Raw genomic sequence first — 11525 nt, 5'->3', positions numbered from 1 at the left:
GGCTGGCCGACCGCGGCGACATCACCGCCAACACGCTCGACGCAGCCGGCCACACGGTCGACGTCGTCGGCGCTCCCTGATTCACCAAGCTGTCGAACCCAACCCTCGAGGAGTAACAGTGTCGAATACCGTCACCATCACCGACGATTCCTTCAAGCAGGACGTCCTGGGCAGCGACAAGCCCGTTCTGGTCGATTTCTGGGCAACCTGGTGCGGCCCGTGCAAGATGGTCGCCCCGGTCCTCGAGGAGATCGCCGGTGAGAACAGCGAGAAGCTGACCGTCGCGAAGCTCGACATCGACGCCAACCCGGCGGCCGCCCGCGATTTCCAGGTCATGTCGATCCCGACGATGATCCTGTTCAAGGACGGCAAGCCGATCAAGACGATCGTCGGCGCCAAGGGCAAGGCCGCGCTGCTCAAGGACCTCGCAGACGTTCTCTGACGGCTGGATGAGCATCGTGGATTCTCGCAATCCACAGAATTTCTGAGATAATCGATCGATGTGCCTGATCGGGTCTACGACCAGGCACATCGATCGAATTCGTTAACCGATCCGAGAGGCTTTCACGCATGCACAGACTCCGACACGGCGATCACGGCCCGGCCGTCGCCGAGATTCGGGGCACATTGACGAAGCTGGGATACCTCCATCACGGAACTTCCGGTATTCGACGTGAAAGCGCCGACGGTGCCCACTGGGTTGCACCCGACGCCATCTTCGATCATCAACTCGACAGCGCCGTTCGCGCCTTCCAGCAGCAGCGTGGGCTCCTTGTCGACGGCATCGTGGGCCCGGCCACCTATCGGTCACTTCGCGAGGCCTCGTACCGCCTGGGCGCCCGTACGTTGATTTACCAGCTTTCTGCGCCGCTGTACGGCGACGACGTCGCAGCTCTGCAGGCCAAATTGCAGGACCTGGGCTTCTACGCAGGTCGGGTCGACGGTTTCTTCGGCCCGCAGACCCACGAATCTCTCTCGTCTTTCCAGCGTGAAATCGGGATTGCCGCCGACGGTATCTGCGGACCGCAGACACTGCGTTCGCTGGAACTGCTGGGAACTCGCGTCACCGGCGGATCGCCGCACGCGATCAGCGAAGAGGAGCTGGTGAGGCGCAAGGGCCCACAGCTGGGCGGCAAGCGCATCGTCATCGATCCAGGCCTCGGTGGTCCGTCCACCGGCACCATCGTCAACGGCATCTCCGAAGCCGACATCCTGTGGGATCTGGCTATGCGCCTCGAGGGGCGGATGGCAGCAACCGGGATGGAAACCTTCCTCTCCCGCCCGCACAACGCCGATCCGAGCGAGGCCGAGCGCGCGCTGACGTCCAACGCATTCGACGCCGATCTGATGATCTCCCTGCGCTGCGACAGCAACTCGAGCCCGTCGGCGAACGGCGTCGCGAGCTTCCACTTCGGAAATTCGCACGGTTCGGTCTCGATGATCGGGCAGGTGTTGACCGGTTTCGTTCAGCGCGAGATCGTTGCGCGAACTCCGTTGCGGGACTGCAGAACTCACGGTCGAACGTGGGAGTTGTTGCGCCTGACCAACATGCCGACGGTACAGATCGATCTCGGCTACCTGTCCAACGCGTCCGACGTTGCGGTACTGACGAATCCGCGGATGCGTGACACCATCGCCGAAGCCATCTTGATCTCGGTCAAGCGGCTGTACCTACTGGGTCAAGACGATCAGCCGACCGGCACCTTCACCTTCGCCGAGCTTCTCGCAGAAGAACTTTCGGTAGCCGACCGCATTTCGTAGGTCCTGCGGTCGGCACCTGCTCACACTCTGGCGAGTTCGCTGATCTCCACCATTTCGAGAGCTGCGGCCTTCAGTAGACGGTCGAGGGCTTCTTCGACGTCGACTTTCCATTCGTGATCTCGATTGAGTTCGAGACGAAGGCGCGGATAACGATGGTGCGGTGCCACGACCTCGAAACCGTAGTCCTCGAGGAACTCGGCACTGATCATGCATTCTGCGGGTGAACATTCCAGAGCTGCCGTTGCACTGGCCACGTCGGAAGCTGGCCCCAAGTCGCCGCTACGGATACCGAATGCCTCGAGCGCACGAACTCCTCGTCGGACCAGATCTGTCACGACAGCGGCCAGCAGGCTCGGCCCTAGTTCTTCCTCTATGCCCGAGGGCTCGAGGCGAAGGCTTGTGAGAAGCACTGCGTCCGAGCTGACCGGGCTGGTGGGAAACAGTTGCGCGCGCGGGATCATGCGGGGAGGGGCGTACAACGCACTGCCGAGCGGCTTTCCGTCGCGGACGGCGACCTGTCCGCACGAACCCCACTCGAGCATGACCATCGACAGCCAGGCTTCCTTCTCGAATTCCTGATCACAGAATCCTCGGGCGTCGTGAAGCGCGCCCGGGTCCATCTCCCAGAACACGCATCGGCGCGCATGGGCGGAAAGCTGATCGAGGCTGTCGAGTGTGAGAGAGGTGATGACGTGAGTCGACACTGACTAACTCACTCTCCGTAGGTCCCCGAAGCGGTTTTGATGCTCGCCCGCTGCTTTTCTCTTCTCCAGGATAGGCCAGCTACGACAAGTCGGCAGTGGCACGAGAGTTGATCGCCCTAATATATTGCTGTTCAACATCTTTCGTCCCGGTTCAAGATTTCGAGAAGCTCGGACCACCTAGATTTGTCACAGTGACGAAAATAGGTGGTGTGCCCGGTCATCATGATTACGTCACCAAACGGGCATCCGAGTTCTCTACTTGGATTTCTGTGCTTCCATCATTCCGACGATGCGTTGTAGGTCGTCGACCGAGCCGAATTCGACCACAATCTTTCCCTTCCGCTTGCCCAGACTGACAGTCACCCGAGTGTCGAACGAGTCCGACAACCGCTCGGCCACATCCTGCAGACCCGGCATCACGATGGGCTTGCGCTTCTGTGGGGGAGCGATCTCATTATCCGCCCGGTTGGCCAGAGTGACTGCTTCCTCCGTCGCGCGAACAGACATTCCTTCCGCGACGATGCGCGCCGCCATGACCTCCTGAGCGTCGGCACCCGCCTCGAGGGACAGCAGTGCGCGAGCATGGCCGGCCGAAAGTACTCCAGCCGCAACGCGACGCTGAACCGCCACCGGCAGCTTCAGCAGACGAATCATGTTGGTCACGACGGGACGCGAACGTCCGATCCGATTGGCCAATTCTTCGTGGGTGACTTCGAACTCCTCGAGCAGCTGCTGATACGCCGCTGCCTCCTCGAGGGGGTTCAACTGAACTCGATGGATGTTCTCGAGGAGCGCGTCGCGCAGCATCGAGTCGTCATCTGTTTCACGAATGATCGCCGGAATCTTCTCCAGCCCGGCTTCCTGGCTCGCGCGCCAGCGACGCTCACCCATGACAAGTTGGTACTTGTCACCGTGACGACGGACCACGATCGGCTGCATCAATCCGAACTCGCGGATCGAGTGAACCAACTCCGCGAGTGCTTCCTCGTCGAAAACGCTGCGAGGCTGCTTCGGGTTCGTCTCGATCAGGCTCGGTTCGATCTCGAGATAGACCGCGCCGGTCGGCTCGAGTTCGGTCTCCGGCTCAGCTTCCACCGGAGCCTTCGCAGCCGACGCCTTGGTGGCTTTCTGCGTTTTCGGGGCCGCCTTGGTCGGTGGGGGAGGGGAGGGGTTGCGCTTGTCGACGCCGATTACGACGTCCGCTGCAGCCGATCCCAGACCCGGCGCCGTGGCCGGCCCAGTGGGGATGAGAGCAGCCAAGCCGCGGCCCAATCCACCTTTGCGTGCTTGACTCATCTCACTGCTCCTGGGTCGTCGTGGTGGCAGAGCGGGCGGCAAGTTCACGGCCGGCGTCGAGGTAACTCATGGCGCCACGCGAACCCGGGTCGTAGTCGAGAACTGTCATCCCGTATCCGGGAGCCTCGGACACCTTCACGCTGCGCGGAATCACAGCGCGCAGAACGGCCTCACCGAAGTGCTTGCGTACTTCTTCGGCGACCTGGTCGGCCAGCTTGGTGCGCCCGTCGTACATCGTCAGAAGGACGGTGGAGACATGCAGATCCGGGTTGAGATGAGCCTGGACGAGTTCGATGTTGCGGAGCAACTGACCGACCCCCTCGAGGGCGTAGTACTCGCACTGGATCGGGATCAGAACTTCCTTGGCAGCGACCATCGCGTTGACGGTCAGCAGTCCCAGCGAGGGCGGGCAGTCGATGAGGACGAAGTCGACGTCAAGCTCTGCGAGCACCTTGTCGTTGAGCGCGCCTTTGAGTCGATTCTCGCGGGCAACCATGGAGACCAATTCGATCTCGGCGCCCGCCAGATCGATCGTTGCCGGGATGCAGAGAAGGCGCTCGCTGTGCGGGCTGGTCTGGATCGCCTCCGGGGCCTTCACTTCGCCTATGAGCAGCTCGTAGCTCGACGGGGTGCCCGAGGTATGGACGACGCCCAGAGCGGTGCTGGCGTTGCCCTGAGGGTCCAAATCGACCACAAGGACAGTGAGCCCTTGAAGAGCGAGCGCCGACGCAAGGTTCACCGTGGTCGTCGTCTTGCCGACGCCACCCTTCTGGTTCGCGATGGTGATCACGCGGCGGAACGCCGGCTTCGGCAGCGTCACCGAATGGGGATGAAGCACTTGGCTCGCTCGATGCGCGGCCGCCCCGATGGGGGTCTCCTCCGAGGAGATCGCCGCGTAGGGGGCGGTGAAATTGTCGTCGTCGTTGACGATCTGATCCGCACCCGCACTCGTGTGCTGCTTCGGTGTTTCACGTGAAACGGCGGATTCAGATCGACCCGACATTGACTGCTCCTTCGATTGGGAATCGATCACTAGGTGCTCTCATCATCTGTACATTGCTCTCGATTGCATGCGTGTAAATCATCAACGCTGGCGGCGCTTCGGGAGACGTTCGGCCTTCACCACAACAGTGGGGGTGCGGAGAATCTTGGCTCCGCATTCGAGTATTTCCAACTTACCTGCGCCCAACTTGGTGAGCGCCGTACGGTCTCGCTCGATCTCCTCGGAGGCGCTCGAACCCTTGAGTGCCAACATCCGGCCGTGCTCGTGAATGAGTGGGAGGGACCAACGTGCGAGCTTCTCGAGAGGCGCCACAGCTCGCGAGGTGACTACATCCGCGCCGCCCGCTTCCTTCACAACACCCGATTCCTCGGCTCGCCCTCGGACAACCAATACGTCCAATCCGTTGGACTCGATGAACTCCGCGAGGTACACCGAGCGTCGAAGCAACGGTTCGACCAGAGTCACCTTCAAGTCCGGGCGGGCGATTGCGAGAGGGATACCGGGTAGGCCGGCGCCGCTTCCAACGTCCACAACCGACTCGCCTTCGGCAATCAACTCACCGATGACGGCGCAATTGAGAAGGTGACGCTCCCACAGTCGAGGGACTTCACGGGGACCAATGAGCCCGCGCTCGACACCATCCGTCGCCAGGGATTGGTAATACCGTTCCGCGATCTCATATCTGTCACCGAACACTGCGCGCGCAGTCTCTTGTTCGTCCCAGTCAACCGACGCCGCACCATTCTGTTCCACGTGAAACATCCTCCCGCGTAAACCGCGAAATCAACAATCAAGACCGAAATCATTATCCGCTCTGGAGCCGGCATGTGTTCGCTTCTGCACACCGACTCGCTGTGAGTCTGCCGACTCGTTCATTCTTTGGGAAGTATTCGGCCCAAAATTCAAGCGGGGGAGGGGAGGGGTTCACGTTCCACGTGAAACATCGCGCTGATAAGTCTTCCAATTCTGACGCGTTTCACGTGAAACATAGCCGGGCGATCGAATGCAGATAGGAGCGCAATTCTTAGTATCATCACAGTGACGAAACTGCCATGGGTAGTTACATGGATGGAATTCTGACCCAAAAAGACCAATTTTCGATGAAAAAGTCGTTGCAAAAGATCGCCGACGTCGGACTGCAGAACGGACTCGGTCAGTCAGATCCTCTCTGTAGGTCGACTCGGAAAACAGACTTCGATTCCAGATCTCGGACAGCTTCGGTATCTCATCGCCGGTTGTTGCGAGCCATACATCCGTCGGCTTGACACACCTGTTGCGGGACGCCGGAGGCTTGGCATCACAAACCGCGAATCAATCCAAGAAGCTTCGCTCCACAGGATGCGCATCGGAGAGTTCACCCTCTCCTGTGGACTGATGGTGAACGCACTCCGCAGCATTGGGCTCGCCCTCGACTCCGTCGCAGATGCATTGAGCAATCCGCACCACATAAATTTCTTCATCGAACTGCACCGTCGTTCCATGCCGGCTCGACACTGGGTGGGACTCGAGCACGAGATCCGCCAGTTGGCATCTCCGGAACGGTTCGTCGACTCCGGCGCACGACGAACCGTTCGCGACATTCGAAATATCCGAAGACGATCCGATCTAGGCGCCGAAGCCCCACAGATCGCGATGATCGAGCAAGCAAACGGTGACGGGCTGAAGTTGGTTCACGGCCGCATCCGTCAGGTTGGGGTTCGCGCTGACGATGGCACACCAGAAGCCATTGGGTCGTGATCGCCATCCAGTAGACATCCAATACCAATCTGGGATGGAGATCGAGGGCTCGGGGCAACAACCATCGATCCGGTTTCACGTGAAACGAAGGGCCGACTATTTCCGCTGGGGGAGGGGAGGGGCTCACATGTAGTACGGCATGTTGTCGATCGAATATCCGAACATGCACAGTGCCCCGCCGACAGCCAAGAAGGCAATCATGAAGCTGAGCATGACGGCTCTCAAGAATCGCCGCCCGCCTGTGAGAGACGTTCGGGATCGAAGTTTCGGTCGCTGCCGACCTCCTCTATTCCGACTTCCCCGTGGCTGTGGTGACGATGCAAGTGACCGAGCGTACCGCCGAATGCGCCAAGTCGGCCGTGCGCGCGCAACCGATGGTGGCACTTCCTCGACCGGGTGACCGGATCTGGAGACCTCTATTTTCGTACGACACCGTTGCAGCAGGATATGTGGGCCGAGTTGGAACCTGGCCACCTTTACCCCCTGGTACACGGCGGTCTCCGCGTCACCCCGTACACCGTCGGACAAGCTGGACAGAAAGGCCCGCGCCGGCACGACGGCAGCGAACCTCCGGTTGAGGCCCGGATCAGCCCGCCGGGGCCTCGAACACCATCCTGACCTCGGTCACTTGGTAGTTCGCCCGCTTGAACGCCGCGGCCATGGGTGTGTTGGGTACGTCCGTGGTCGCGGTGATGCGATTGGCGCCATCGGCTGCGTGAAAGCGGGTGATCTCGCAGAGGATGTCGTCCACGTAGCGGCACCCGCGTAGCTCGGGCACTACTCCGAGGTATCCGACGTTGCGGTGGTAGGGCGTCGCGGACGGGATCGCGAAGCCGACCAGCGTCCCGTCCATGGTCTCCGCCAGCCGCCACCACGATCGTTCGCCGGGGCACGACCGGTAGAACTCGAGATCGTCCCGGGCCTGGCTGACGATGTCCGTAGCCGCGATGCCTCGTTGCGTGGCGACGTCCAGGCTGCCGACAGCGACCCGCTGGAACACCGCGAGGAACTCCTCATCGGTGGCGGGACGGAAAGTCAGACGCTCGGAGGGGGCGGGCACACCGGCCGCAGGCGTCCACTCGAAACGCAGCCGCTCGATGATCTCGGTCAGTCCGGCCGCCTGGGCCGCCTCACGACGCCAGGACACGGCGTCTGCGACGGCGGAATTCGCGTCCTGCCCGGCGGTCGGCACGACCAGCACATACTCAGGTTTCGCATGGAACTCGGTGTGCGCCCGCGACATGAGTTCGGCGGCAAGCGCAGCACGATCCGGCACGTCAGCCAGCACGTGCAGGAAATCAAGGGCGAGCGGACGCTCACTGTCCTCACGCCCCCACCACAGGGCACGCGCGACGATCCTGGAGCCGTCAACGGCGAACCAACTCCATTCCGGACGAAGCCGTCCGGCCGCCACCTCTTCCCGGAGCGAGTCAGTGTCGACGAACTCGACCGGATCGTTCATCGCGAACCCCACGGGCTCTTCCAGCTCGGCCCGTGTCGCGGGTCGTATCAGCAAGATTGCTTCCCTTCACGACGCTTCATTGACGACAGGTTCCGAAATAGAGATAGGCCGTGTCGACAACGATAGGCACCTGACCTTCACCGTGCCGCCGGATTCGGTTTCACGTGAAACACTCTCGGACACAAAAGCGGGCCCCGGAAAATCCGGGGCCCGCATTCGATCAAGGGGGGAGTGTCAGTCCTTGAGGACAACTACTCGGCGAGACGGCTCAGCGCCTTCGCTCTCGCTGGAAACACCGGCGACCTTGGCGACGGCGTCGTGCACGATCTTGCGTTCGAACGGCGTCATCGGAGCAAGCTCTTCGCGTTCGCCGGTCTCGAGAACACGCTGTGCAGCTTCCGCACCGAGAGCACTGAGTGCCTCGCGGCGGCCCGCCCGCCATCCGGCGATGTCGAGCATCAAGCGGCTGCGCTCGCCGGTCGACTGTTGAACAGCCAGACGAGTCAGCTCTTGGAGAGCATCCAGAACCTCACCCTTACGTCCCACAAGCTTGGTCAGGTCGTCGCCGCCGTCGATGCTGACGATCGCCCGATCGCCCTCGACGTCAAGGTCGATGTCTCCGTCGAAATCGAGAACGTCGAGCAACTGCTCGAGGTAGTCGCCGGCGATCTCGCCCTCTTCGATCAGGTCGTCATCGGAATCGTCGATGTCTACATCCACATCGGTAACCGGCGCAGTGGTCTCGGTGCTCACGTCTGCGTTCTCTCCATCCACAACGATGTCAGCTTCACTGGACATTGGTCGTTCTCTTTCCTGGATCAGCGCCGTTTATTGCGCTTGGGGGAGTTGCCGCGGTTGCTCTGTGGCCGGTTCTGTTTCGGTTTCGACGTGGAACCACCACTGGAACCCGAGGGCTTCGGCTGTGGCTTCTTGAGCGAAACTTCCGGGGCGTCACCGTCGTCGTCGGCTGAATCCGCGGTCTTCAGCGCAGCCGGAGATCCCTTCTTCTTGCTGGGATCGGGACGGGCACCGGGCTTGGGCGCATTGTCGTTGCGGCGAGTGATCGCTTCCTGCTTCTTGGCTTCTTCTTCCGCGTCGATCTTGCGGAAGACGAGGTGCTGCTGACCGTAGGTCCAGATGTTGTTCGACACCCAGTACAGGAGGATCGCGATCGGAAGGAACGGTCCACCGACCAGAACACCGAGCGGGAAGACGTACAGGGCGAGCTTGTTCATGATCGCGGACTGCGGGTTCGCGGCAGCTGCTTCGCTCTGACGGGCAACAGAAGCGCGTGAGTTGAAGTGCGTCGCGATGCTGGCGATGATCATCAGCGGAGCGGCCACGAGGATGATGTTCAGCCGTGACGGAAGCTCGGGAACGTTCTCGGTGACGTAGGCCTGAAGCTGCGCAACCGGCGTCGTGATCGCGGCCGAGATGGGCGCGCCGAACAGACGAGCATCCAGGAACGACTGGACGTCAGTGGCCGAGAAGACGTAGTTCGGGGTGTTGAGGTTGTCCTCGGCGCTCATGCCCAGCTGGCCCATGCCGGTGCCGGTGCGGTTGAACGAGCGCAGGACGTGGAACAGACCGATGAACACCGGAGCCTGAGCCAAGACCGGGAGACAGCCCATGATCGGGTTGAATCCGTGCTCCTTCTGGAGCTTCTGCATCTCGACGGCCTGGCGCTGACGGTCGCCCGAATACTTCTTCTGCAATGCCTTGATCTGTGGCTGCAGTTCCTGCATCTGACGCGTCGTGCGGACCTGCTTCACGAACGGCTTGTACAGAACCGCACGCAAGGTGAACACCAGGAACACCACGGAAAGCGCCCAGGCTATTCCGTTGTCCGGGCCGAGAATGAACCCGAAGACCTTGTGCCAGACCCACAGAATCGCGGATACCGGATAGTAGATGAAATTGAGCACGGCTCTAAGTACTCCTCTGTTCGTCCGTCGGACTGTGACACGCTGCGCGTGCTTCCGGACAGCTATGGCGGCTACCCGCATCACGGTCACGACGGGCAGGGACAGGGTCCCACCCTCCAGAATGCCAGGGGGCACACTTCGCCAACCGCACCACAGTCAAGAAAAGGCCTTTGATCGCCCCGTGAGTGCGCAGCGCTTCGACTGCGTATTCACTGCAGGTGGGGGTGAACCGGCAGGTCGGCATCCTCAAGGGCGACACATACGTCCGGTACAACTCGATACAGAAGATGAGAACAGTGGCGGGAGCGCGACGCACAGCCTTCAACACCGTGATGACACGGGAGGCTCTGGGAGTCTCGATCTGCTCAGAGAGCGGAGTACTCATGGCTCTTCACTTACCGACACCAATAGGTTCATTTTGGTCAGGCCCCCGCGCAACTGCTTGGCCAGTTCGGCTGAACTGGCGGTAGCTGCACCCGGAAGTGCGCGGATAACCACGTCCGTCTCCGGCGAAACCTGCCCGACGAAATCTGCACAGATATGACGAAGCCGGCGTGCGACTCGATGTCGAATCACCGCCGGCCCGACAGCCTTGCTCACGATCAGCCCGAAACGGGGACCGTGATTTGTTACTACCAGCGCCTCTACTTGCTCGCGATCGAACGCGTGCACGACAAGGTCGCGTCTTCCCATACGACGCCCGCGTCGCACCGCCACGGAGAAATCCGCGTGGCGACGCAACCGAGACGGCTCAGGCAACACCCCGAGCTCCTGAACTCGAAATCAGATCAGGCGGTGAGGGAATCGCGGCCCTTACGGCGACGCGCCGAAACGATTGCACGACCCGCACGGGTACGCATACGAAGACGGAAGCCGTGAACACGCGCGCGGCGGCGATTATTCGGCTGGAACGTCCGCTTGCCCTTGGCCACGGTCAACACTCCTCGAAGTTCATTGACGCCTCCCGGCGTCATTCAGTGATCGACGCCTTACGGCGCCTTTGGATCCAACAGGTACAGAACAATCAACTTCACTCGTTGTGGCTTGGAAGACCGATCCGACCTGACATATGTAGCCAGCACGAAGCGATCACCACCAGCGGGTGACCGTTCGAGGTTACTTACCACCGTTGCCAAGGTCAAACCAGCCCGATTCGGAGCCCTCCCGCGGCAACCACGGCGACACGCCGACACTTCCATTGTTCCGAAGATTCCGTTCGCGGTGTGCATACGGCCGTGACCTCGAGCGAGGCGGCAAGTGTGACCTTGGCAACAGTTCCGCTACGGAACGCAGGTGGCCCGAAGGCAACCCGGACAGTTCCAACCGCGCACGCTCTCGACAAGGCCTCATCAGCACATACGGGCACGAGCACCGGACGCGACCCCGAATCCCGAGTTTCCACATTCATCCACAGGGCTGTGAGTGTTGACGCATCCCCGACACCAAGTGGCGAACGCCTCGAGTTCCGACAAAGTTGCAGGTAGATCAATTTCTCGGTCACTTTGACGAATTTGGTTGACGAAAAAACCGACTCGGTGCAGGTTTGTCCACATCTGTGGATAATTGTGTGGAAACACAGCCCAGGTGGCATATTCGTAGCCTGTTACGGGGTTCTCACCCCGGGTGGTAATCCACCG

The 11525-nt window shown here is 61.1% G+C and carries 13 protein-coding genes; 3 read left to right on the top strand and 10 right to left on the bottom strand.

Annotated features, from left to right (window positions below; all coding sequences use genetic code 11):
- Window positions 1-118: 118 nt before the first annotated feature.
- Both trxA and QM609_RS24595 read left to right on the top strand, forming a co-directional pair.
- The gene (trxA, locus tag QM609_RS24600; protein WP_003942530.1) at window positions 119-442 is read left to right on the top strand and encodes a thioredoxin; all 324 of its coding nucleotides are present in this window, start codon (window positions 119-121) and stop codon (window positions 440-442) included.
- Window positions 443-570: 128 nt separating this feature from the next.
- Window positions 571-1761, top strand: coding sequence for an N-acetylmuramoyl-L-alanine amidase (locus tag QM609_RS24595; protein WP_003942558.1), 1191 nt, complete (start codon window positions 571-573; stop codon window positions 1759-1761).
- Between the two features lie 20 nt (window positions 1762-1781).
- Here QM609_RS24595 and QM609_RS24590 read toward each other — a convergent pair whose 3' ends face one another.
- The 4 genes from QM609_RS24590 to rsmG form a co-directional block, all read right to left on the bottom strand.
- Window positions 1782-2465, bottom strand: coding sequence for a hypothetical protein (locus QM609_RS24590; RefSeq protein ID WP_003942495.1), 684 nt, complete (start codon window positions 2463-2465; stop codon window positions 1782-1784).
- A 255-nt stretch (window positions 2466-2720) separates the two neighbouring features.
- Complete coding sequence (locus QM609_RS24585; RefSeq protein WP_007729136.1) at window positions 2721-3761, bottom strand: ParB/RepB/Spo0J family partition protein; 1041 nt, start codon at window positions 3759-3761, stop codon at window positions 2721-2723.
- A gap of 1 nt (window position 3762) precedes the next feature.
- A complete protein-coding gene (locus tag QM609_RS24580) occupies window positions 3763-4764 on the bottom strand; it encodes a ParA family protein (protein WP_003942510.1) in 1002 nt (333 codons plus the stop codon).
- A gap of 81 nt (window positions 4765-4845) precedes the next feature.
- Entirely contained in the window at window positions 4846-5526 is a 681-nt protein-coding gene (gene rsmG / locus QM609_RS24575) for a 16S rRNA (guanine(527)-N(7))-methyltransferase RsmG (protein ID WP_039973059.1), read from the bottom strand.
- 612 nt (window positions 5527-6138) lie between these two features.
- Between rsmG and QM609_RS24570 the strand changes: the two genes are divergently transcribed.
- Complete coding sequence (locus tag QM609_RS24570; RefSeq protein ID WP_141695784.1) at window positions 6139-6501, top strand: hypothetical protein; 363 nt, start codon at window positions 6139-6141, stop codon at window positions 6499-6501.
- A 586-nt stretch (window positions 6502-7087) separates the two neighbouring features.
- On the opposite strand, the gene QM609_RS24565 is transcribed toward QM609_RS24570, so the two are convergent.
- From QM609_RS24565 to rpmH, 6 genes are all read right to left on the bottom strand, one after another.
- Window positions 7088-7963, bottom strand: a complete 876-nt coding sequence (locus tag QM609_RS24565) for a GNAT family N-acetyltransferase (protein ID WP_042453666.1) — start codon at window positions 7961-7963, stop codon at window positions 7088-7090.
- Between the two features lie 234 nt (window positions 7964-8197).
- Window positions 8198-8761 carry a Jag family protein gene (locus QM609_RS24560; RefSeq protein WP_003942504.1) on the bottom strand — a complete coding sequence of 188 codons (564 nt, stop codon included), beginning with the start codon at window positions 8759-8761 and terminating at the stop codon, window positions 8198-8200.
- Window positions 8762-8781: 20 nt separating this feature from the next.
- Window positions 8782-9888: a membrane protein insertase YidC gene (gene yidC / locus QM609_RS24555; RefSeq protein WP_003942570.1), complete on the bottom strand. Its 1107-nt coding sequence runs from the start codon at window positions 9886-9888 to the stop codon at window positions 8782-8784.
- A 4-nt stretch (window positions 9889-9892) separates the two neighbouring features.
- Window positions 9893-10273, bottom strand: a complete 381-nt coding sequence (gene yidD, locus QM609_RS24550) for a membrane protein insertion efficiency factor YidD (protein WP_007729147.1) — start codon at window positions 10271-10273, stop codon at window positions 9893-9895.
- Window positions 10270-10650 (bottom strand): ribonuclease P protein component, encoded by a 381-nt coding sequence (gene rnpA, locus QM609_RS24545; protein WP_019746209.1) that lies wholly within the window; start codon window positions 10648-10650, stop codon window positions 10270-10272. Before rnpA ends, yidD begins: the two co-directional genes overlap by 4 nt.
- Window positions 10651-10676: 26 nt before the next feature.
- Entirely contained in the window at window positions 10677-10820 is a 144-nt protein-coding gene (gene rpmH, locus QM609_RS24540) for a 50S ribosomal protein L34 (protein WP_003942540.1), read from the bottom strand.
- Window positions 10821-11525: the final 705 nt, after the last annotated feature.

The sequence above is a fragment of the Rhodococcus sp. IEGM 1302 genome (assembly GCF_030056935.1).
Lineage (GTDB): Bacteria > Actinomycetota > Actinomycetes > Mycobacteriales > Mycobacteriaceae > Rhodococcus_F > Rhodococcus_F qingshengii.
This window is presented reverse-complemented; position numbering and strand designations above follow the sequence as displayed.

Coding starts and splice junctions, on each gene's coding strand:
- QM609_RS24595 (WP_003942558.1), top strand. CDS start 571: ATGCACAGACTCCGACACGGCGATCACGGCCCGGCCGTCGCCGAGATT.
- QM609_RS24585 (WP_007729136.1), bottom strand. CDS start 3,761: ATGAGTCAAGCACGCAAAGGTGGATTGGGCCGCGGCTTGGCTGCTCTC.
- QM609_RS24580 (WP_003942510.1), bottom strand. CDS start 4,764: ATGTCGGGTCGATCTGAATCCGCCGTTTCACGTGAAACACCGAAGCAG.
- rsmG (WP_039973059.1), bottom strand. CDS start 5,526: ATGTTTCACGTGGAACAGAATGGTGCGGCGTCGGTTGACTGGGACGAA.
- QM609_RS24570 (WP_141695784.1), top strand. CDS start 6,139: ATGGTGAACGCACTCCGCAGCATTGGGCTCGCCCTCGACTCCGTCGCA.
- QM609_RS24565 (WP_042453666.1), bottom strand. CDS start 7,963: ATGAACGATCCGGTCGAGTTCGTCGACACTGACTCGCTCCGGGAAGAG.
- QM609_RS24560 (WP_003942504.1), bottom strand. CDS start 8,761: ATGTCCAGTGAAGCTGACATCGTTGTGGATGGAGAGAACGCAGACGTG.
- yidD (WP_007729147.1), bottom strand. CDS start 10,273: ATGAGTACTCCGCTCTCTGAGCAGATCGAGACTCCCAGAGCCTCCCGT.